This is a genomic window from Marivivens sp. ABH4_498 (genome assembly GCF_056160585.1).
Window position 1 is genome coordinate 67,866 of record NZ_JBSWXL010000002.1, and the last position, 20,722, is coordinate 88,587.

A 20,722-nucleotide genomic window follows, 5' to 3' on the forward strand; every position below is an offset into this window, starting at 1 on the left:
TTTGAAAGGATTGGCAATGAATAGCAGCGAAAGATTACGTGAATTGGGGCTATTTGACGCCCGCGCGCCACGTTACACCAGCTATCCACCCGCCAATCATTTCAAATCCGGCGCGTTTGGCGACCAGACAGCCGAATGGTTGCGCGCCGTTCCTGCGGGTGGCCGCGTGTCGTTATACCTACACGTACCCTATTGTCGGCGCCTGTGCTGGTTCTGCGCCTGCCGCACCCAAGGCACGGCCACAGACCGCCCTCTGGTGCCTTATGTTAAACTGCTGAAACAGGAACTGGCGCTGATTGATCAGCACCTACCGCAGGACGTCGCGATCAGCCAAATCCATCTGGGCGGCGGCACACCAACGATCCTGCCCCCGCATCTGATCGCCGAAGTCGGCCGAATGGTGAACACGTTCCGCCCTCTGGCGGATGATCTGGAATTTTCGGTTGAAATTGACCCGACCGAAGTAGACCAAGCCCGCATTGATGCATTGGCCGCGATTGGTATGACACGCGCGTCTATCGGTGTGCAGGATTTCGACCCTATCGTGCAAAAATCCATTGGCCGCGATCAAAGTTTCGAACAAACGCGCGACGTTGTGGCGATGCTGCGCCGCGCCCGCGTGCATTCTGTGAATATGGATATTCTGTACGGTCTGCCGTTCCAGACCAAAGAACGCATTTCGGATTCTGTTCAGCGGGTGCTGTCGCTAAACCCTGACCGCGTGGCGCTGTATGGATATGCCCATGTGCCGTGGATGGCGAAACGTCAGGCGCTGATCCCTGCGGACGCCTTGCCAGACGCGGAAACGCGGCTGGTGCTGTTCGATACCGCCCGCGAATTATTCATGTGGGACGGATACAAAGAAATCGGCATCGATCACTACGCCCGCCCATCCGATAGCCTGTACAAAGCTGCGCAGCAGGGCCGCATGCACCGCAATTTCCAAGGCTACACAGATGACACCGCGCCGGTTCTGATCGGGCTTGGGGCTTCGGCCATTTCGCGTTTCCCCCAAGGGTTCGCACAAAACGAATCCGCATCGTCAAAATACGCGACGATGATCGAAACCGGTCAGATCGCGACCTCTCGCGCTCATGCGATGACGAATGACGATCTGCTGCGCAGCGATATGATCGAACGGCTGATGTGTGATTTCCGTCTGGACCTGAACACTCTGGCATCGGCGCATGGCCGTGCGGTTGATGACCTGCTGGAAATGACCAGCGACATGCGCACGCAATTCCACGACCAGATGACGATGCGGGACAATATCATCCAGCTAAACAGCAATGCCCGCCTGATTGCCCGCCTGTGTGCCCAGAAAATCGACGCCTATTCGATGCCCGAAGGTCGGCACAGCCGCGCTCTTTGACATCCCTATGGTTGCACGACATAACGTCACCGATTGGATCAGATTGGTGACGTTATGACTTTTGACACGCAGCCCAGCATCGTAGGATATGGATATCGCATTGATCCCCTGCGCGAAGAAGACCGCGAAGCGCTGTATCAAGCCGCATCAGACCCCGTGACGTGGGCGGGCCACCCCGCCACCACGCGTCACAAACGCCCCAATTTCGACGCCTATTTCGACGATAACCTGTCCAGCAAACAAACCGTTGTGTTGCGCAACGACGCAGGCACCGTGATCGGCTGTTCGCGCTATTATCCCGCGCCAGACGTCGAAAACAGCATCTGCATCGGCTATACATTCATCGATTGCAAATTCTGGGGCGGCGATACCAATTACGCGTTCAAACGCCTGATGCTGGAACACGCGTTCAAAGATTTCGATGAAGTCTGGTTCCACATCGCGCCATCGAACATCCGGTCGCAAAAAGGCACAGGCAAATTGGGCGCTGTATGGCGCTATGATGCGTCGCTGGGCCTGATGGGAACCGCCCCCGAAGACTGGAAATGTTACACCATTTCCAAAGAGGCATGGGAAAACACGGTAAAACAGCGCGAAAACGCCGTTTCAGCGCAATAAAACAAGGCGGGCAGCCCCTGCCCCCTTCCCCTTGGGGGCCTTTGGGTCTATAGCCCGCTCCGTCAAACCGAAGGAGAAGCCAATGGGCTACAATGTCGTCGTCGTTGGTGCCACGGGCAACGTGGGCCGCGAAATGCTGAACATCCTCGCTGAGCGCGAGTTTCCGGTCGAAAAGATCGCTGCGCTGGCTAGCCGTAAATCGCTAGGCACCGAAGTTAGCTTTGGCGACAAAACCCTAAAGACCGAAGATCTGGATACGTTCGATTTTTCGGGCTGGGATATGGCCCTGTTCGCTGTCGGTTCGGACGCGACCAAAAAATACGCGCCTATCGCTGCCAAAGCTGGCTGCGTGGTGATCGATAACTCGTCGCTGTACCGCTATGACCCAGACGTGCCGCTGATCGTTCCAGAAGTGAACGCAGCAGCCATCGACGGTTACACCAAGAAAAACATCATCGCGAACCCGAACTGTTCGACCGCACAGATGGTTGTTGCCCTGAAACCGCTGCACGACCGCGCGAAAATCAAACGCGTTGTTGTATCGACCTACCAGTCGGTATCCGGTTCCGGCAAAGAAGCCATTGACGAACTATGGGATCAGACCAAAGGCATGTATGTGCCAGGTCAGGAAAAGGCACCAAACGTCTATCCGAAACAGATCGCATTCAACGTGATCCCGCACATCGACGTGTTCATGGACAGCGGCGACACTAAAGAAGAATGGAAAATGATCACCGAAACCAAAAAGATCGTCGATCCGTCGATCAAGGTTACGGCAACCTGCGTTCGCGTTCCTGTATTCGTCGGCCACTCGGAATCGATCAACATCGAATTCGAAGATTTCCTGGACGAAGACGAAGCCCGCGACATCCTGCGCGAAGCTCCAGGTATCATGGTCATCGATAAACGCGAAAACGGCGGCTATGTGACCCCTGTTGAATGCGTTGGCGATTACGCGACCTTTATCAGCCGCATCCGTCAGGACGTGACTGTCGAAAACGGCATCAACCTGTGGTGCGTTTCGGACAACCTGCGCAAAGGCGCGGCACTGAACGCTGTTCAGATCGCCGAAGTTCTGGGCCAGCGCTGCCTGAAAAAAGGCTGATCGACCTAACCATAAGATTACAAAGGCCAACCTATTCGGGTTGGCCTTTTTTTGTGACGTGGCGGCGGAAATCAAAGGCATATAATCGATGCCATAATGATTCCCCCAGCACCCCATGCGCCGAACCCCACCGACAAAATCGCGATTCATTTTATACCCCCTTTAGAATAATTTTTTGTCTCGGATGTTCGCCTGACGAATATCCAAAAGCGTGTGTCGCAGCCCCAAAGCAATTTTGAATCATCCTTTAATCGGCAAAAATACCGACCCGTATCGCGCTACACTGTTTTTGCAGAGCTTGATGAGACGGGGGTCATGTCGGTCTGCAACAAAAATGCCAGCTATGTGGCATTGGGCGTAAGCCGCCTACACGTAAGGGGTAGAACAATGAACAAAGTCCACAATCGCACTTCGCCTAAACCGGCTTCGGTCTTTGCCGATCGCATTCGACACCGCGCGGCCGAACGCAACGATTTTGGATGGTCTACCTTTGATCCGGCATTTCGCACAGCTGCCGTGCAATGCCACCACCACCGCTAACGAAAGGAACCGACCATGCACGATCTGATGAACAAAGCCCGCAAAGGACGCGTTTCCGCTGTTTCAGGCGTTCGCGAAAAAGAAAGCAACATCTTTAGCGACTCGTTCGGCCAACGCCGCCGTCCACGTCCGAACCAGCCAAAATTCTGATTCTTTCAGGCCTGAACAGTCCCATCCGCAATCTTGGTCGCGTAGGGTTCATGCGAAAAACGCCCAGCGACCCCACAGACAGCCCGATTTTACGATAGCCGGACCATACCAAAGGATAGGATCGCCATACGCCAAGACGCTGAAACTCTTCATGCGGGCAGGTGATTCAACTAATCCCGTTCAGGTAGTGTGAACATACGGAAACGATGTCCCAATCCATCGGCTCCGTAATTAGCTCGACTAACCTTCCTCGGTTCGGTGTCTTTTGTGTCCCAATCCGCAAAAGACACCGACAACCGTAAGGCCACAACAGTAACCCGCCTTGCCCCCGAAGGCCCTTTGGAATGGATGTATCCATGACCATTGTAGCTTGGTGGCGCAAAGCGTCCGCAACAAAACGGTCAGCATCGCGTTGGCCCAAAAAACAAAAACGGGTAACCCGCGACGAGATCTGCCAACTGTTCGCAAAAGAGTTGGAATCGCATCATAGGTGGCCCCCGCAATAAGGATCGGCAACATGTGTCTTGCAACCAAAGCCCGCTTGGGTCGTCGCGCGGCTCTTTTGGGTCGTTATCGCCGCGGATTATCGCGCCGTACCGCTGCAAATCGCCCACAACTGGCAGCATAAGTTTCAGTAACAACGCCACTCACGTTGAACGGAAAAGGGACGGCAATTTGCGCCGTCCCTTTTCTATTTTAGATTTGAACGAATTTACCTTCGCCCGCGTCGTACATATCCAATGTGCCTTCGCCGATGTTATTCCACAGGCCGTGAATGCTCAGCGTGCCATTGTTCATCGCGTCTTTGACGAATGGGAAGGTCGACAGGTTTTCCAGACTGACCAGAACCGCCTCTTTTTCCAAGGCAGCAACGCGTTTATCATCGGGCAGATCCGCGACACGTTCGTACCCTGGGCGCAAGATGTTCAGCCATGTCCCAACAAACGATGTTTTGCTTTCCAGTTCTGGGGCTTGGCCGCTGCACATCGCATTACAGCCCGCCACACCGCCACAGGACGAATGGCCCAAAATGATGATATGTGCGACTTTCAACGCAGTCACAGCATATTCCAGCGCCGCCGATGTGCCGTGGTGATCGCCATCTGGGTTATATGGCGGGACAAGGTTCGCAATGTTACGGTGGATGAAAAACTCGCCCGAATCCGCACCAAAAATCGATGTGACGTGAACGCGGCTATCACAGCATGAAATGACCATCGCGCGGGGGTGCTGACCTTCGGTGGCCAATGTGCGGTACCATGCGCGGTTGTCGGCATAGGTCGTCGCCTTCCATCCCTGATACCGGCGGACGAGATATTCGGGCAACGGTCGTGCGGCTTTCATAATGTCTCCTCTCGATAAACTTTCGACTAGTTAGGGCTAATTTGCCCTAATTTCGAGTGATAATTGCGTTTCGCATAAAGATATCGCTAGCAGCGGGCGGGTATTTTGCAGTCATGACAGATTTACAGCCCCAAAAACTGGACCCGATCCACCGCCAAAGCGCAATCATACGTTTGTCGCCGCCCGTTGGGCCGCAAGTCGATCATTTTGCCCTTAGCAGCTCTCTTTCCTATCTGGCGAGCGCCAGTGGCGCGCTGACCTTGATCCATCTGATAAAAGAACAGGTCGCCGACATCTTTGATCATTTCCACAAAAGCGACTTTTCAATGATTGCGCCGATGGCGACCCATATCAGCGATGTCGCCGAAAAACTGTCGTTGCCTGAAATCGCGTTCGTCGCGACCCAGATTGCGCGCTGCGCCGACATTGCGGATTGCACCGCGCTGGCTGCGTTGATCGCGCGGTGTCAGCGATTGATCGCCCACGCGCATGATGAGCTGGAACAGTTTGACTGATCTGACCACCTTGCGGCGCGGCACAGGCAGGCTAGTGTGTTGGCAAATGAACAGAGGCCATCATGACCGACACCACACAGAACACTGCCATCCCCGCACGCGTCGTCAATCAAACTGACTGGCCACATGTTGCGGAAAACCTGCCGCCGATGGCGGCGCGTTGGGCCATGACCCAAGGTTTCAGTGGCAAAGCAGGGGAATGCGTTACCGTCCCTGACGCGAATGGAAATATCTCCATGGCCCTGTTGGGCGCAGGATCGCCCCAATCCGCGGAACGGCAGCGTTTTCAAATTGCAACAGCCGCAGCCAAGTTGCCAAAGGGTGAATACCAGCTGCAGGGCCTAACCGGCGACGCGTTGTTCGAAGCAGCCATGGCCTGGCGTTTGGAATCCTATCGGTTTGACCGGTACCGCGCACAATCCCCGATGGCAGCGACACTACAAACACCCGAAGGCATTGATGACGTCCTTCTGGACGCCATGGTCAACGGTGAATTCCTGACCCGCGATCTGATTAATACACCTGCGTCCGATATGGGCCCGCAAGAATTGGAAAACGCAGCACGCGCATTGGCAGATACGCATAACGCGACCATCCACGTAATTGCAGGGAACACGCTGCTTGATGAAAACTTTCCTCTGATCCACACGGTTGGCCGCGCGTCATCACGCGCCCCGCGCCTGATCGACATCAAATGGGGCGGATCGGGGCCGAAACTGACTCTGGTCGGTAAAGGCGTGTGTTTCGACACCGGCGGATTGAATATCAAGCCCGGCGCATCCATGGGCCTGATGAAAAAGGACATGGGCGGCGCAGCAACCGTATTGGGATTGGCCCACATGATCATGGCAACGCAGATGCCGGTTCAGCTGCGGGTTCTGATCCCCGCGGTCGAAAATTCGATCGACGGATCGGCTTTCCGCCCCCAAGATATTTTAACCAGCCGCAAAGGCCTGACTGTCGAAATCAACAACACCGACGCCGAAGGTCGTTTGGTTCTGGCGGACGCACTGGCCTATGCCAGCGAAGAAAACCCCGACCTGATGATTTCCATGGCGACCCTAACAGGCGCCGCGCGTGTGGCGGTGGGGCCGGACCTCGCGCCGTTTTATGTCGACAATGATGACATTGCCGCCGCCATACAATCAGGCGCAATCAAAGGGGCCGATCCCGTCTGGCGCATGCCGTTCCACGCCCCCTATGAATCCATGATCGAACCGGGGATCGCCGATTTGGATAACGCACCATCTGGCGGCATGGCTGGATCCATCACTGCTGCCTTGTTCTTGCGTCGTTTTGCGGACGCGCCTTATGCCCATTTCGACATTTACGGATGGCAACCCAGCCCCGCTCCCGCCCGCCCCAAAGGCGGCGCAGGTCAAGGCGCGCGGGCCCTGCTGCGCGCATTGCCAACCATCCTGTCCCTATAATGGATCGCCGTCGCACAGCCGCGAACGGACGGGTCGCCGCGACCGCTCTGAAAGGCATGGTCGAGGCGGACCATTATGTCGATGGATCACCTGCTTGGGTGTCCGTGCCTGTTGCAGATCTGTTGGATGCCCCAGACGGCAAAAGGGACCGCCAACTGATCGCAGGGACCCCAGTCATGGTGTATGACACGGTCGGGTCGATGCATTTCGTCCAGTCCCTGCGCGATGGTTACGTGGGCTATTTGCAACAGACCCAACTGTCGCCAACTTGGATGGCGACGCATCGCGTGATTGCGCCCGTCACGCACGCCTTTCGCGATGCCGACATTAAATCCACCGACCTGTGCCGCATCAGTTATGGGGCCCAACTGCCCGTATTTGGAACAGATAACAAAATGGTCAAAACGCCGCTTGGTTTTGTGCCTGAACAGATGTTAGCAGAGGTTGATCATTTAGACACTATTCCGGCCCAACAGGCTCTGAAATTTGTGGGGGTGCCTTACCTTTGGGGGGGTAACTCTGCCGACGGAATAGACTGTTCCGGACTGGTGCAAATGGCGCTGATGGGCTGCGGAATCGACTGCCCAGGCGACAGCGATATGCAGCGGGATGAAGTCGGCACTTTGCTGCCCCCAAACACACCACCACAGTCTGGTGATCTGTTTTTCTGGCCTGGTCATGTGGCCATGGCTGTGGATTCAACACAGATTGTCCATGCCAATGCGCACCACATGGCAGTTACGGTAGAAACCATAGAAACCGGATTTAACCGTATGGGCCAACCGATCCATCATCGCCGTCCCTAATCAACGATACGGATCAATTTACGTTCCAAAACGGTCAGAACCTGACGCAGATCATTACCGCGTTTCAGCACCTGACCTTCGGCACCGATGACGGCATATTGCCCCTGCCTCATGCGCAGCTTGGGACGTTTTTCGATGCGGAAATGCGGGTTTTCTGCCGTGCGTTTAAAGGCGGCGAAAATGGCGGCGTCCTTTAGGCTGGAAATACCATAGTCACGCCATTCGCCCGCGGCGACAAAGCGACCATAAAGGCCCATGATCACGTTCAACTCTGTCCGGTGGAACGCAACCTTTTCGTCAGGGCGCGGAAATGGAGTCGGTGTGTAAGCTGTCATAACCAATGATGTGCGCTAAACGGATCACAAATCAATAGCGCCTTTGTTTTGCCCCAAAATCACCGATGAATTGCCCCGCGACCGTCGAGTTACCGCCCAAGCTGTACGCAATCCTAACATCACAAGGTGTAATTGACTGGCGTTGTTATTGCCCCCACCCAGTGCGTCAGGCAGCCTTGAAGTTAAGGATAGCTCCACGACATAGCAGCGTGGAGCTATCACTTAACCACAATAAATCCGCGAAATTTTGCCCTGTTCGTCGATCGCGAAATTGATGCGTTCGGCCCGATAATCCATCGTCACCACATCACCGGGCCGGATGATACGGATTTGGCGCATAATCAAAACGCGTTCCAATGCTGTTTGATCGCGATCCAACAATGCGGCGTATTGTGCGCCGCGGCAGGTGTCCGCAGCGGTATCGGGCAGCCGCGCAAGCTCTGGTTCGGGTTTTAGACATCCCGCCAACCCCAGCGCGAAAAGTGCAATAATCCAGCGGATTTGTGTCATTCTAATTCATCCTTTGCGCCGCATTCAGCCCCCAGAGTGCCGCGATTAAAAAGACAGGTCAAACACGTGTGAGTTTAGTTGCATTGAATACGACCTTGGTCCAACCTGCACCCAATTATTTAGGGAGGAATTTTGTTATGCGTACCAAAGCAGCCGTCGCCGTCGAGGCAGGCAAACCGCTTGAAATTATGGAGGTCAACCTAGAAGGCCCCAAAGCTGGCGAAGTCCTGATCGAGGTCAAAGCCACTGGCGTTTGCCACACGGATGAATTCACCCGTTCCGGCGCCGACCCCGAAGGTCTGTTTCCTTCGATCCTAGGCCACGAAGGCGCAGGGATTGTTCTAGAAGTCGGCGAAGGTGTCACCACGCTGAAACCCGGCGATCACGTTATTCCGCTATATACGCCAGAATGCCGTGAATGCCCGTCCTGCCTGTCGGGCAAAACCAACCTGTGTACTGCGATCCGCAACACCCAAGGCCAAGGCCTGATGCCGGACGGCACCACCCGTTTTTCGATGCTGGATGGCACCCCGATCTATCACTACATGGGCTGTTCGACCTTTGCGAACCACACCGTGATGCCTGAAATCGCGCTGGCAAAGGTGCGTGACGACGCGCCGTTCGACAAAATCTGTTACATCGGCTGCGGCGTGACCACGGGCATTGGCGCTGTGATCAATACGGCTGGCGTTGAAATCGGATCGACCGCTGCGGTGTTCGGTCTGGGCGGCATCGGTCTGAACGTTATTCAGGGCCTGCGCATGGCTGGCGCTGATATGATCATCGGCGTTGATCTGAACGACGACAAAGAAGAAATGGCCCGCAAGTTCGGCATGACCCATTTCGTCAACCCGTCCAAAATCAGCGGCACCGTTGTCGAAGAGATCGTGAACCTGACCAAAATCGGCGCAGACCAGATCGGCGGCGTAGATTATTCGTTCGACGCGACAGGCAACGTCAAAGTCATGCGTGACGCGTTGGAATGTTCGCACCGCGGTTGGGGTGTGTCCGTGATCATCGGCGTGGCACCTGCTGGCGCCGAAATCAGCACCCGCCCATTCCAGTTGGTCACTGGCCGCGTCTGGAAAGGGACCGCTTTCGGCGGCGCCAAAGGCCGCACCGACGTGCCGAAATTCGTGGACTGGTACATGGATGGCAAAATCGAAATCGATCCGATGATCACGCACACCATGCCACTGGAAAAAATCAACGAAGCATTCGACCTGATGCACTCGGGCGAATCCATTCGTTCGGTTGTTTTGTACTAATTGAAATGGGCCCCTGCGATGCGCGGGGGCCTATTTTTCTGCGCCATAGCGCGCCAAAAACATATCGACCGCGCTGTTTACAACATGGTCGACATCAACGGCGGGAAAATCGGTTTCCAATCTAAACAGCGCCCGATCCATCAGATCGACACGGCACAGCTGTAGAAATTGATCCGATGCCAAATCGAAATCTTCGATTTTTAGCTGCCCGTTTTCTGTGAACATCCGCAGAAAAAATCCAATCCGTTCGCGCACCAATGCGGGACCGAATTCATAGAATAGTTCACCGACCTGCGGGAAACGTTCGGATTCAGCGACACACATGCGGTACATGCGAACGTTGAACTGTCGGCTCATCGCGCCGATCATGCTACGCCCTGCAAATAACAAAATATCGCGTAATGGCAGAGACGTATCCACCAACGCTTCGGCTGCGTCAGCTTGGGCTTCGCATTCGCGTCGTGCGACTTCCATGAACAATAGACGTTTGTCGGGGAAATAACTGTATAAAGTCGCTTTGGATACGCCAGCGGCTTTGGCGATGTCATCCACGCTGGCGCCATCAAATCCATCTTTCAGGAAAATTTGCTGCGCACCCGCAAGAACCTGATCAAACTTACGTCCGCGTTTGATCGTGTTAACACCGTCTGCCATGTCGACTCCGCTCTATTAGAACTTGATTATAGGCAAACCTGTTCGCGTGTCAAAAGTCGCATTTAGTCGTATCAAAGTTCAATTTGACGCAGCAGATCAGGTTCCCATTGCAACCCGCAATAAAGGCCATACGTTAACACCGACTAGAAAGGCCTAACCATGTTGCCACAACTTTCGGCCAAACGCCGTTTTTCTGACCTGAGCGAGCAGGAAATCCTAGCTCTTGCCATATCTTCCGAAGAAGACGATGCCCGCATTTACCGCAGCTACGCCGAACGGCTGCGCGTCGATTACCCATCGACCGCCGCTGTATTCGACGGCATGGCTGCCGAAGAGGACACCCACCGCCAACGCCTGATCGACGAACACAGCCGCCGCTTTGGCGATGTGATCCCGCTGATCCGCCGCGAACATGTGGCGGGCTATTACAATCGGTCCCCCGTTTGGCTGATCGAAAATCTGGGCATCGACCGCATCCGTACCGAAGCCACAGCAATGGAACAGGACGCTGAACGGTTTTATCTGGCCGCTGCGAAAAAAACCTCGGACGCGGGCACGCGGAAATTGCTGGGCGATCTGGCCGCCGCCGAAGCCTCCCACGCCCACACCGCCGAAGATTTGGCCGAAACCCACCTAAGCGATGACGCCAAAGACACCGAAGCCGACACCGCACACCGCCAGTTTCTGCTGACATGGGTGCAGCCTGGTTTGGCGGGTCTGATGGATGGGTCTGTGTCCACATTGGCCCCGATCTTCGCCACCGCTTTCGCGACCCAAGACCCGCATACAACGTTCCTTGTTGGTCTGGCCGCATCCATCGGCGCAGGTATATCAATGGGCTTTACCGAAGCCGCATCAGACGACGGGCAACTGTCGGGCCGCGGATCGCCCGTGAAACGCGGCATTGCGGCGGGCGTCATGACGGCTTTGGGCGGGTTGGGCCACGCGCTGCCCTATTTGATCCCGCATTTCTGGACCGCAACGATCATCGCGTTTGTTGTTGTGTTCGTCGAATTATGGGCCATCGTCTGGATTCAAAACCGCTATATGCAGACCCCGTTCCTGCGCGCCACGTTCCAAGTCGTTCTGGGCGGTGCGTTGGTTTTCGCAGCAGGCGCATTAATCGGCGCGGGGTAGCGGATTTTCGCACCAATTGGGTTAGTGGGGCTGTTCCTGCCTTGCGGTCATCGTTAAGTAGATACCGACAAAGAGGAGCAGACCATGAGCCAACCCAAACCCGTTGTTTTGTGCATTCTGGATGGCTGGGGCAAAAACGCAGATACCTCTGCGAACGGCCCCGCGCTGGCGAATACCCCAACATTTGACCGCATTATGTCGGAATGCCCAACGGCAGAGCTGATCACCCACGGCCCTGACGTGGGCCTGCCCAGCGGACAAATGGGCAATTCCGAGGTTGGCCACACAAACATCGGCGCAGGCCGCGTTGTGGCAATGGATCTGGGCCAGATCGATCTGGCGATCGAAGACGGCAGTTTCGGCAACACCGATGCCATCGTGAAATTCATCGCAAAGATGAAAGAAACCGGTGGCCGTGCGCATCTGATGGGCGTGATTTCCGATGGCGGCGTGCATGGTCACATCGAACACGTTCTGGCCGCGGCCAAGGTGATGACCGACGCGGGCGTCCCTGTCGTTCTGCATGCGATCACCGATGGCCGCGACGTCGCGCCGAAATCGGCAGATAGCTATATGGCTGATCTGGTTGCACGCCTGCCAGAGGGCGTAAAAATCGGTACGGTGACGGGCCGCTATTTTGCGCTGGACCGCGACAACCGTTGGGAACGCGTATCGACCGCCTATGATGCCATCGCAAACGCCAAGGCGGATTTCACCGCTGACACAGCGACCGATGCCGTCGCCGCAGGTTATGCCCGCGACGAACTGGACGAATTCATCAAAGCCACCGTTATCGGCGATTATGCTGGCGTGACGGACGGTGACGGCCTGTTCTGCCTGAATTTCCGCGCGGACCGCGCTCGCGAAATTTTGGCGGCATTGGGCAACCCTGATTTTGCTGAATTTGATCGCGGCGCGATGCCTCCATTCGCGGCTCTGCTGGGCATGGTTCAATATTCCGAAGCCCACAACCAATGGTACGACATCGTTTTCCCGAAACGGAAAATCGAAAACACGCTGGGCGCTTGGGTCGCGAAACAGGGCAAAACCCAGTTCCGTCTGGCCGAAACCGAAAAATACCCGCATGTCACGTTTTTCCTGAACGGCGGCAAAGAAGACCCCGAAGAAGGCGAAGACCGCTATATGCCCAAATCGCCAAAGGTCGCGACCTACGACCTGCAGCCCGAAATGTCGGCGGCAGAGGTGACAGAAAAATTCGTCGAAGCGATCGAAAAAGGCTACGACCTGATCGTCACCAACTATGCCAACCCTGACATGGTCGGCCACACCGGCGACCTGAACGCGGTTATCAAAGCGTGCGAAGCGGTCGATCAGGGCCTGACCCAAGTCGTCGCTGCATTAGAAAAAGCAGGCGGTGCGATGGTGATTACGGCGGATCACGGCAACTGCGAAATGATGGTCGATCCTGAAACGGGCGGCGCACATACCGCGCACACCACCAATCTGGTGCCTGTTGCGGTATTCGGCGGACCTGATGGTATTTCCCTGCGCAACGGACGTCTGGCCGATCTGGCCCCGACTATTCTGGATCTGATGGGTCTGGAAAAGCCTGCGGAAATGACCGGCGAAAGCCTGATCTCCAAATGATCCGCGCTTTTGCGTTCATATCCATGATTTGGGCCAGCACCGCGTTGGCCCAAACCAGCCCGGGCGAAGCTGCGGTCGCAGCGGCTCAGCGGATCGAAGACGCCAGCATCCAGCTGCAAAATGCCAGCAGCGCCCGCGACCGCGTGACCGCATTGACCGAAACCGTCAAAGCCTATGAGGAAGGCCTGATCGCCCTACGCGAAGGCCTGCGCCGCGCCGCCGTCCGCCAAGAAGCGTTAGAGCTGGAGCTGAACGCCAAATCAGATGAAATCGCGCAGCTATTGGGCGTTCTGCAATCGATGGGCCGCGCGCCTTCGCCTGTGTTGCTGTTGCACCCGACGGGACCGACAGGCACCGCGCGGTCGGGCATGATTTTGGCCGATGTGACCCCCGCCCTACAGGACGAAGTCGTCGCCCTACGCGCCCAGTTGGAAGAGGTCGCATTCCTGCGCGATCTACAGAACAACGCAGCAGATACATTAACCAAGGGCCTGAACGGCGCCCAATCTGCGCGAGCCTCTTTAAGCGCTGCGATTTCGGACCGCACGGATTTGCCTCAACGCTTTGCCGAAGACAGCATTCAAACCGCATTGCTGATCGCATCGGCGGAAACGCTGGATGCTTTTGCCAGCGGATTGAACGACACCATCGGCACCGAATTGGACGTCGCATCGCCCGATGCATTATCCCAGCGCGGAGAATTGCCCCTACCCGTTCAGGGGCGTGTCCTACGCGGTTTCAACGAAGAAGACCTAGCAGGCATTTCCCGCCCAGGCCTGTTGATTGCCGCCCGCCCGCGCGTGATTGTCACCACGCCAGTGGCCGCCACACTACGGTTTCGCGGCCCATTATTAGATTATGGGAATGTTGTCATCGTGGAACCCGCAGCAGACGTTTTGTTCATCTATGCGGGACTGGCAGAAGTTTTCGGCAATGTCGGTGAAATCCTGCCCGCAGGTTCGCCAATCGGCATGATGGGCGGCGACTCACCATTAGTTGATGAGATTTTGACAGAAATGCAGAACGGAGCGGGCTTAACTGCTACAGAGACCCTTTATCTCGAGGTGCGAGAAGGGCAAGCTCCGGTAGACCCCGCAACGTGGTTCGCGATCGAATGAGGTACGACATGAAGAAATTTGCAATTGCCGCTGCAACTGGCACCGTTCTGGGCATTCTAGCCACGACGCAGTTCGCAGGCCCCCTGATCGCGCAAGAGGCGGAAAAAAACACATCCGTGTATGAACAGCTGGATCTGTTCGGTGACATCTTTGAACGTATCCGCGCCCAATATGTCGAACCCGTGGACGAAGCCGCGCTGATCGAAGCTGCGATTGACGGGATGCTGACCTCGCTTGATCCGCACTCCAGCTATTTGTCGCCAGATGACGCCGCGGATATGCGAATTCAGACATCGGGTGAATTCGGCGGATTGGGCATCGAAGTCACCCAAGAAGAAGGCTGGATCAAAGTTGTGTCGCCAATGGACGGCACACCGGCAGATGCAGCCGGCGTTTTGGCGGGCGACTACATCACGCATGTGGACGGCGAAAGCCTGCTGGGTCTGACGCTTGATGACGCCGTCGATCTGATGCGCGGCCCGGTTGGATCCGAAATCATCGTGACCATCGTCCGCGAAGGCGAAACCGAACCCTTCGACGTATCGATCATCCGCGACACCATCAAACTGGCCGCTGTGCGCGCCCGTACCGAAGGCGATGCCATTGTGCTGCGTATCGCAACTTTTAGCGATCAGACCATCAGCGATCTGGTGGCAGGCTATCAAGAACAAATCGAAGAGGCTGGCGGCGTCGAAAATGTCGATGGCGTTATTCTGGACCTGCGCAACAACCCCGGCGGTTTGTTGAACCAAGCCATCTATGTATCCGACGCATTTCTGAATGCCGGTGAAATCGTTTCCACGCGTGGTCGCAATACAGCAGACGCCGATCGTTATAACGCCGAAGAAGGCGATATTACCGGCGGTTTGCCTGTTGTCGTTCTGATCAATGGCGGGTCGGCATCCGCATCTGAAATCGTTGCCGGCGCATTGCAAGACCACCGCCGCGCAATTGTGGTGGGCACAAAATCCTTTGGTAAAGGATCGGTCCAGACAGTCATGCCGCTGCGTGGTGATGGCGCGATGCGCCTGACCACGGCCCGCTATTACACGCCGTCGGGGCGCTCGATTCAGGCTCTGGGTATTCAGCCTGACATTATCGTCGAACAGCCGATCCCACGGAACGACGAAGAAACCGAAGAAGAAGGTTTCGTCTTCCGTTCCGAAGCTGATCTGCGCGGCGCACTGGACAACGACAGCCTGACCGAAGATGAAATTCGCCAGATCGAAGAGGACGCAGCCCGCGCAGAGGCGACAGCCGCGCTTCGTGAAGATGATTATCAACTGGCCTATGCAATCGACATTCTGCGCGGATTGGGCGCACTCGGCCCGCAGAACTGATCAGTTTCGACGGTTGAAAAATTCTGTTTGTCATTCATGGTGTAGCAGCCGAAAGGAGGAACACCATGGATGACGAACTGCTGGCCCGTGTCCGAGATCAATTGGATGTCTACAATGACGTCATTTGGCCTTTGCCGTTGGTGTTTACCACGCTTGGCCTGATCGCCCTGATCGCTTCGCTTTTGGATATGTACCGGATTTCGTATTACGTCGCTGCAACCGGATGGTTGATGGTCGGCGTCGTTTTCTTTGGGCTGTTTTTCGGCAACTACCATTACATGGCATACGTGAATCTGGTCATCTTCACGGCGCAAGCGTTCATAATGGCGATCAGCAAACCTAATTATTCAGGCAACAAAGCAAGGCGCATCTGCGGAGCGCTGATTATGATTTTCGGTCTTGTCGGTTACATTGTTATGGGATTTCAGCAAGGCCGCGAAATCAATGAAATGGGTTATTTTGGCACCGGCCCGTTCCCGACCGTTATGTTCACAATTGGTCTGTTTCTGGTGGTCCCAGCCAGATACGTTTGGTTCATTCCGATAACGCTGGCGCTATTTTACGGTGCGCTTTCGTTTAAAATCCACATGCCTTTCGGTCGCCCGCTGGCTTATGCTAGTTTGATAACGGTCGCGCTGATGCTGGCCGACCTGATGGCACCGAAAAAACATAAACTGGACTAAAATGACCCCCGAAGACATCGCCAAACTCCCCTATCGTCCTTGCGTCGGCGTCATGCTGGTTAACAAAGACGGCAAAGTTTTCGTCGGCCAACGCAATGACCGCGACACCGACGCGTGGCAAATGCCCCAAGGCGGCATCGACAAAGGCGAAGAGCCTGAACAGGCAGCATTACGCGAACTGGGCGAAGAAATCGGCGTATCGCCCGATCTGGTGACCGTTGGCGGCGAAACCAAAGGCTGGGTGGCCTATGACTTGCCGCATGACGTGGTGCCGAGCATCTGGAAAGGCCGCTACAAAGGTCAGGAACAGAAATGGTTCCTGCTGCGGTTTAACGGCACGGATGACCAGATCAACATCCAGACCGAACACCCCGAATTTGCGGCGTGGAAATGGATTGACCCCGCCGATGTGGTCGGCGCGATCGTTCCGTTCAAACGTGCGGTCTATGAACAGGTTATGGCCGAGCTAGGCCCGCAAATCTGATTATTTGCGGGTCCGTTTGACCTTGCGGGCTGTTTTCGCGGCTTTCTTTTTGAAACTTACCGCCTTGCGCCGTGGCGCAGGGCCGCGTTTGCCGCCGCGTCCGCCTTTGGGCATTGCGCGGTCATCGATCGTAACGATTTCGCCAACCATGCCGCCCGTGACTGGGGCCGCTTCGGTCAATTTCAGCGTCACGCGTTGACCCACGCGCACCACGGTGCCCGATTTTTCGCCGAACAATTCCATCGCGGCCGCGTCAAAGTGGAAAAATTCCGACCCCAAAGACCGGATCGGCACCATCACATCCGCGCCGGTTTCGTCCAATTTCACGAACACGCCGAATTTCTGCACGCCGCTGATACGGCCCGGTAATTCGGTGCCAACACGGTCGGACATGAACGCCGCCAGATACCTGTCGGTCGTATCACGTTCGGCCAGCATAGAACGGCGTTCTGTATCGGAAATCTGTTTGCCGGTCGCGTCCAACATGTCGATATCCCAATCCGACAGGCCGTCATCGCCAAAGCCATGCGCCTTGATCAGCGCGCGGTGCACGATCAGATCGGAATAACGGCGGATGGGCGACGTGAAATGCGCATAGTTGCGCAGCGCCAGACCAAAGTGGCCAAAGTTTTCAGGATTATAATAGGCCTGCGTCATCGACCGCAGAGTCGACATGTTAATCAGCTCGGACTGATCCGAATTGGCCGCCTGTTTCAGCAACTGGTTCAGGTGACGGGTCTGCAGCACCTGACCTTTGGCCAAATTCAGACCACTGGCCTGAGCGACCTCGCGCAGGGATTCCAGTTTTTCCTGACTGGGTTCTTCGTGCACGCGGAACAGCAGCGGCATCTTGTGTTTGATCAGTTCCTCGGCCGCGGCGACGTTGGCCAGCACCATGAATTCTTCGATCAATTTGTGGGCGTCGAACCGTTCTTTGAACGCAACCGATGTCACCTCGCCTTCGTCGTTCAGCACGATCCGACGTTCAGGCAGGTCCAATTCCAGCGGCTGACGCACGGCACGGGCGCGTTTCAACGCCTCGTACGCGCCATATAGCGGTTTCAGGATCGGTTCGATCAGCGGTTCGGTCCGTTCATCCGGATTACCGTCCATGGCCGCCTGTACATCTTCGTACGCAAGCGACGCGATGGATTTCATCAGGCCGCGCACAAAACGGTGACTGATCTTGTTACCTTGGGCGTCGATCTTCATCTCGACGGCCATACAGGCGCGCGGGACGTCTTCGTGTAGGGAACACAGATCGCCTGACAGACGGTCGGGCAGCATCGGCACAACGCGGTCAGGGAAATAGCTAGAGTTGCCGCGTTTACGCGCCTCGCGGTCCAATGCCGAATTCGGGCGGACGTAATGGGCGACATCCGCAATCGCGACCCACAGCAGGAACCCGCCTGTGTTTTTCGGGTCCTCATCAGGGATCGCCAGAACGGCGTCATCGCGGTCGCGGGCATCGGCGGGGTCGATGGTCAACAGCGGCAGATGGCGCAGATCGGTGCGGCCCTTTAGGCCTGCTGGTTTGGCGTTGTCCGCCTCTTTGATCACATCATCAGGAAACGCATCTGGGATACCGTGCTGGTGGATGGCGATCAGGCTGACAGCCTTGGGCGCGGTTGGATCGCCCAGACGTTCGACGATACGCGCCTTGGGTAGGCCCATGCGGCCCTTTGGACCGGACTGTTCGGCCTCGACCAATTCGCCGTCTTTGGCGCCATGCACCGCGCCTGCGGGCACGATCCATTGTTTGTCGTTCTTTTTGTCGATGGGCATGATCCGCCCGCCTTCGTGGCCTTGGCGGAAAATACCGACGATGCGCTGCGGATTATGGCCAATCTGGCGGATGATGCGCGCGGTGTAATCGTAATCTTCACCGTTCGCTTGGGTCAGTTTGCCCAAGATACGGTCGCCCGGCGCAACGGCAGGGTCGCTGTCGCGCTGGATCAACAGGATGCGCGGCGCGTTGCCTTTGCCCCGCCATTCAATCGCGCGGCACCACAGATCACCGTTGTGATCGGGATCAACGATCTGCAACACGCCCACGGGCGGCAATCCTTCGCGGTCGGCGCGGGAAGATTTGCGTTTGGTCAGCGTCCCGTCGGATTCCATTTCGCGCAGCACGCGTTTCAAATCGATCCGCGCAGAGCCTTTGATCCCAAAGGCTTTGGCAATATCGCGTTTCGCGGCGAGGGTCGGGTTCTGGGAAATCCATTCAAGGATTTCCTCTTTGGACGGGATACGAGTCATATCTTTGCCCTACCATTTGGCAGGGCAAAGCGCACGCTGGAAAATTAGGCCTGATGACCGAAATAATCGGCCAAAACGCGCGAATAGATGGTTTTCAGCTGGTTGATTTGTTCGACCTCTACGCGTTCGTCGACTTGGTGCATGGTTTTGCCGACCAGACCGAATTCCACAACGGGGCAGTGGTTTTTCACAAAACGCGCATCCGACGTCCCGCCCGAGGTCGACAGTTCTGGTGTACGTCCTGTCACCGCCTGCACGGATTTGGCGACCAAATCCGACAATTCCCCCGGAGGCGTGACAAAGCTTTCGCCGGAACATTTCACTTTGACGGCAATTTGCAGCCCGAATTCCTGCGCAACGCTATCGGCCTGTTCGTGGATCCATTGTTTCAACGACGCGCCCGTATGCAGATCGTTAAATCGGATGTTCACGGTCGCCTTTACCTCGGCCGGAATGACGTTGGTGGCGGGGTTGCCTGTGTCCACCGTCACAAAGGCCAGCGTGGACGCATCGAAATGATCGGTGCCCTGGTCCAATTCGTGGCTGGACATGCGATCGACCAAACGCGCCATTGCGGGCAGTGGGTTATTGGCCCGATGCGGATAGGCCGCGTGGCCCTGAACGCCCGCAATCGTGAACCATGCGGTGATGGACCCACGGCGGCCGATTTTCATCATCTCGCCCATTTCATTCGGGCAGGTCGGTTCACCCACCAGACAGACCGACATCGCCTCGCCCTGTTTATCCATCCAATCCAGCAGCGCGATGGTGCCGTGTTCGGCGTCCGCCTCTTCGTCGCCTGTGATGGCAATCGCAATCGCGCCATCGGGGGGCGTTTCGCGCACATGGTCGATCGCCGCCGCGACAAAAGCCGCAACGCCCGATTTCATATCGGTCGTGCCGCGTCCGTACATGATGCCATCTTTGATCTCGGCCCCGAACGGGTCGGTCGTCCAGTCGTCGATGTTTCCGACAGGCACAACATCGGTGTGTCCGTTAAACCCAAATGTGCGGTTTGCGCCCTTGCGACCCCAGCGCGCGTATAGATTCGCGATTCCCTCGCGGTCGACGCGGGTGCATTCAAAACCAGCAGCCTCGAGTTCATTTTGCAGCAGGACCAATGCGCCGCCTTCGGCCGGAGTCACGGAATTACAGCGCACCAAACGGGCGGTCAGATCGACAGGATCGGTATATTTCATTGGGGTCTCCTTTGACTTAGGCGTACCCAAGCCGCGGCCCCGATGCAATCAATCACAATGTGGCGATTTGAACACAGTTTCGCCACATGGGGAGCCAAACGCCCAAAAAGGTTAACAAAATTCTCAAACGGATCATAACTTGTACCCATAAGAATGACCCGAGGCAGGGCAGACCATATATGGTCCGTGGCGAGCAGGAATAGCCACAATATATAGTGAAGTCGGCAAAGACCGACCGAATCTGCGC

General features: G+C 56.2%; 20 protein-coding genes. 14 read left to right on the plus strand and 6 right to left on the minus strand.

Annotation, left to right across the window (positions count from 1 at the left end):
• The first annotated feature begins 16 nt into the window (after positions 1-16).
• The 4 genes from hemN to ACXAGA_RS04330 all read left to right on the plus strand — a co-directional run bounded on the left by hemN (position 17) and on the right by ACXAGA_RS04330 (position 3,785).
• Positions 17-1,372, plus strand: a complete 1,356-nt coding sequence (gene hemN, locus ACXAGA_RS04315; protein WP_475116291.1) for an oxygen-independent coproporphyrinogen III oxidase — start codon at positions 17-19, stop codon at positions 1,370-1,372.
• A 54-nt stretch (positions 1,373-1,426) separates the two neighbouring features.
• Complete coding sequence (locus ACXAGA_RS04320; RefSeq protein WP_475116292.1) at positions 1,427-1,990, plus strand: GNAT family N-acetyltransferase; 564 nt, start codon at positions 1,427-1,429, stop codon at positions 1,988-1,990.
• Positions 1,991-2,072: 82 nt separating this feature from the next.
• The gene (locus tag ACXAGA_RS04325) at positions 2,073-3,095 is read left to right on the plus strand and encodes an aspartate-semialdehyde dehydrogenase (protein WP_475116293.1); all 1,023 of its coding nucleotides are present in this window, start codon (positions 2,073-2,075) and stop codon (positions 3,093-3,095) included.
• A gap of 555 nt (positions 3,096-3,650) precedes the next feature.
• Positions 3,651-3,785 carry a hypothetical protein gene (locus ACXAGA_RS04330; protein WP_475116294.1) on the plus strand — a complete coding sequence of 45 codons (135 nt, stop codon included), beginning with the start codon at positions 3,651-3,653 and terminating at the stop codon, positions 3,783-3,785.
• A gap of 696 nt (positions 3,786-4,481) precedes the next feature.
• Here ACXAGA_RS04330 and ACXAGA_RS04335 read toward each other — a convergent pair.
• Positions 4,482-5,129 (minus strand): carbonic anhydrase, encoded by a 648-nt coding sequence (locus ACXAGA_RS04335; protein ID WP_475116295.1) that lies wholly within the window; start codon positions 5,127-5,129, stop codon positions 4,482-4,484.
• Positions 5,130-5,242: 113 nt separating this feature from the next.
• On the opposite strand from ACXAGA_RS04335, the gene ACXAGA_RS04340 reads away from it, so the two are divergent.
• The 3 genes from ACXAGA_RS04340 (at position 5,243) to ACXAGA_RS04350 (ending at position 7,880) form a co-directional block, all read left to right on the plus strand.
• Positions 5,243-5,644: a hypothetical protein gene (locus ACXAGA_RS04340; protein ID WP_475116296.1), complete on the plus strand. Its 402-nt coding sequence runs from the start codon at positions 5,243-5,245 to the stop codon at positions 5,642-5,644.
• Positions 5,645-5,706: 62 nt separating this feature from the next.
• Positions 5,707-7,074, plus strand: coding sequence for a leucyl aminopeptidase family protein (locus tag ACXAGA_RS04345; RefSeq protein ID WP_475116297.1), 1,368 nt, complete (start codon positions 5,707-5,709; stop codon positions 7,072-7,074).
• On the plus strand, positions 7,074-7,880 hold the full coding sequence (locus ACXAGA_RS04350) for a C40 family peptidase (RefSeq protein ID WP_475116298.1): 807 nt from the start codon (positions 7,074-7,076) through the stop codon (positions 7,878-7,880). The genes ACXAGA_RS04345 and ACXAGA_RS04350 overlap by 1 nt, the downstream gene beginning before the upstream one ends.
• Here ACXAGA_RS04350 and ACXAGA_RS04355 read toward each other — a convergent pair.
• Entirely contained in the window at positions 7,877-8,215 is a 339-nt protein-coding gene (locus ACXAGA_RS04355; RefSeq protein ID WP_475116299.1) for a DUF2794 domain-containing protein, read from the minus strand. The two genes, ACXAGA_RS04350 and ACXAGA_RS04355, sit on opposite strands and share 4 nt — an antisense overlap.
• A gap of 222 nt (positions 8,216-8,437) precedes the next feature.
• The gene (locus ACXAGA_RS04360) at positions 8,438-8,725 is read right to left on the minus strand and encodes an I78 family peptidase inhibitor (protein WP_475116300.1); all 288 of its coding nucleotides are present in this window, start codon (positions 8,723-8,725) and stop codon (positions 8,438-8,440) included.
• Positions 8,726-8,862: 137 nt separating this feature from the next.
• On the opposite strand from ACXAGA_RS04360, the gene ACXAGA_RS04365 reads away from it, so the two are divergent.
• Positions 8,863-9,993, plus strand: a complete 1,131-nt coding sequence (locus ACXAGA_RS04365; RefSeq protein ID WP_086451162.1) for an S-(hydroxymethyl)glutathione dehydrogenase/class III alcohol dehydrogenase — start codon at positions 8,863-8,865, stop codon at positions 9,991-9,993.
• Positions 9,994-10,023: 30 nt separating this feature from the next.
• On the opposite strand, the gene ACXAGA_RS04370 is transcribed toward ACXAGA_RS04365, so the two are convergent.
• Positions 10,024-10,647, minus strand: a complete 624-nt coding sequence (locus ACXAGA_RS04370; RefSeq protein ID WP_475116301.1) for a TetR/AcrR family transcriptional regulator — start codon at positions 10,645-10,647, stop codon at positions 10,024-10,026.
• Positions 10,648-10,806: 159 nt separating this feature from the next.
• On the opposite strand from ACXAGA_RS04370, the gene mbfA reads away from it, so the two are divergent.
• The 6 genes from mbfA (at position 10,807) to ACXAGA_RS04400 (ending at position 17,017) form a co-directional block, all read left to right on the plus strand.
• Complete coding sequence (gene mbfA, locus ACXAGA_RS04375) at positions 10,807-11,784, plus strand: iron exporter MbfA (protein WP_475116302.1); 978 nt, start codon at positions 10,807-10,809, stop codon at positions 11,782-11,784.
• An 84-nt stretch (positions 11,785-11,868) separates the two neighbouring features.
• A complete protein-coding gene (gpmI, locus tag ACXAGA_RS04380; protein WP_475116303.1) occupies positions 11,869-13,392 on the plus strand; it encodes a 2,3-bisphosphoglycerate-independent phosphoglycerate mutase in 1,524 nt (507 codons plus the stop codon).
• Complete coding sequence (locus tag ACXAGA_RS04385) at positions 13,389-14,510, plus strand: murein hydrolase activator EnvC family protein (protein ID WP_475116304.1); 1,122 nt, start codon at positions 13,389-13,391, stop codon at positions 14,508-14,510. Before gpmI ends, ACXAGA_RS04385 begins: the two co-directional genes overlap by 4 nt.
• A gap of 8 nt (positions 14,511-14,518) precedes the next feature.
• Positions 14,519-15,850 carry a S41 family peptidase gene (locus ACXAGA_RS04390; RefSeq protein WP_475116305.1) on the plus strand — a complete coding sequence of 444 codons (1,332 nt, stop codon included), beginning with the start codon at positions 14,519-14,521 and terminating at the stop codon, positions 15,848-15,850.
• A gap of 65 nt (positions 15,851-15,915) precedes the next feature.
• Positions 15,916-16,533 (plus strand): DUF6064 family protein, encoded by a 618-nt coding sequence (locus ACXAGA_RS04395; protein ID WP_475116306.1) that lies wholly within the window; start codon positions 15,916-15,918, stop codon positions 16,531-16,533.
• A 1-nt stretch (position 16,534) separates the two neighbouring features.
• Positions 16,535-17,017: an RNA pyrophosphohydrolase gene (locus ACXAGA_RS04400; protein ID WP_475116307.1), complete on the plus strand. Its 483-nt coding sequence runs from the start codon at positions 16,535-16,537 to the stop codon at positions 17,015-17,017.
• Here the strand turns inward: ACXAGA_RS04400 and rnr are convergent, their stop codons facing one another.
• Both rnr and dapE read right to left on the minus strand, forming a co-directional pair.
• Entirely contained in the window at positions 17,018-19,276 is a 2,259-nt protein-coding gene (rnr, locus tag ACXAGA_RS04405) for a ribonuclease R (protein ID WP_475116308.1), read from the minus strand.
• A 44-nt stretch (positions 19,277-19,320) separates the two neighbouring features.
• Positions 19,321-20,475: a succinyl-diaminopimelate desuccinylase gene (gene dapE / locus ACXAGA_RS04410; RefSeq protein WP_475116309.1), complete on the minus strand. Its 1,155-nt coding sequence runs from the start codon at positions 20,473-20,475 to the stop codon at positions 19,321-19,323.
• Positions 20,476-20,722: the final 247 nt, after the last annotated feature.

Excerpts from the sequence above, each read along its gene's own strand:
- hemN (WP_475116291.1), top strand. The coding sequence starts at position 17 with ATGAATAGCAGCGAAAGATTACGTGAATTGGGGCTATTTGACGCCCGC.
- ACXAGA_RS04320 (WP_475116292.1), top strand. The coding sequence starts at position 1,427 with ATGACTTTTGACACGCAGCCCAGCATCGTAGGATATGGATATCGCATT.
- ACXAGA_RS04325 (WP_475116293.1), top strand. The coding sequence starts at position 2,073 with ATGGGCTACAATGTCGTCGTCGTTGGTGCCACGGGCAACGTGGGCCGC.
- ACXAGA_RS04330 (WP_475116294.1), top strand. The coding sequence starts at position 3,651 with ATGCACGATCTGATGAACAAAGCCCGCAAAGGACGCGTTTCCGCTGTT.
- ACXAGA_RS04335 (WP_475116295.1), bottom strand. The coding sequence starts at position 5,129 with ATGAAAGCCGCACGACCGTTGCCCGAATATCTCGTCCGCCGGTATCAG.
- ACXAGA_RS04340 (WP_475116296.1), top strand. The coding sequence starts at position 5,243 with ATGACAGATTTACAGCCCCAAAAACTGGACCCGATCCACCGCCAAAGC.
- ACXAGA_RS04345 (WP_475116297.1), top strand. The coding sequence starts at position 5,707 with ATGACCGACACCACACAGAACACTGCCATCCCCGCACGCGTCGTCAAT.
- ACXAGA_RS04350 (WP_475116298.1), top strand. The coding sequence starts at position 7,074 with ATGGATCGCCGTCGCACAGCCGCGAACGGACGGGTCGCCGCGACCGCT.
- ACXAGA_RS04355 (WP_475116299.1), bottom strand. The coding sequence starts at position 8,215 with ATGACAGCTTACACACCGACTCCATTTCCGCGCCCTGACGAAAAGGTT.
- ACXAGA_RS04360 (WP_475116300.1), bottom strand. The coding sequence starts at position 8,725 with ATGACACAAATCCGCTGGATTATTGCACTTTTCGCGCTGGGGTTGGCG.
- ACXAGA_RS04365 (WP_086451162.1), top strand. The coding sequence starts at position 8,863 with ATGCGTACCAAAGCAGCCGTCGCCGTCGAGGCAGGCAAACCGCTTGAA.
- ACXAGA_RS04370 (WP_475116301.1), bottom strand. The coding sequence starts at position 10,647 with ATGGCAGACGGTGTTAACACGATCAAACGCGGACGTAAGTTTGATCAG.
- mbfA (WP_475116302.1), top strand. The coding sequence starts at position 10,807 with ATGTTGCCACAACTTTCGGCCAAACGCCGTTTTTCTGACCTGAGCGAG.
- gpmI (WP_475116303.1), top strand. The coding sequence starts at position 11,869 with ATGAGCCAACCCAAACCCGTTGTTTTGTGCATTCTGGATGGCTGGGGC.
- ACXAGA_RS04385 (WP_475116304.1), top strand. The coding sequence starts at position 13,389 with ATGATCCGCGCTTTTGCGTTCATATCCATGATTTGGGCCAGCACCGCG.
- ACXAGA_RS04390 (WP_475116305.1), top strand. The coding sequence starts at position 14,519 with ATGAAGAAATTTGCAATTGCCGCTGCAACTGGCACCGTTCTGGGCATT.
- ACXAGA_RS04395 (WP_475116306.1), top strand. The coding sequence starts at position 15,916 with ATGGATGACGAACTGCTGGCCCGTGTCCGAGATCAATTGGATGTCTAC.
- ACXAGA_RS04400 (WP_475116307.1), top strand. The coding sequence starts at position 16,535 with ATGACCCCCGAAGACATCGCCAAACTCCCCTATCGTCCTTGCGTCGGC.
- rnr (WP_475116308.1), bottom strand. The coding sequence starts at position 19,276 with ATGACTCGTATCCCGTCCAAAGAGGAAATCCTTGAATGGATTTCCCAG.
- dapE (WP_475116309.1), bottom strand. The coding sequence starts at position 20,475 with ATGAAATATACCGATCCTGTCGATCTGACCGCCCGTTTGGTGCGCTGT.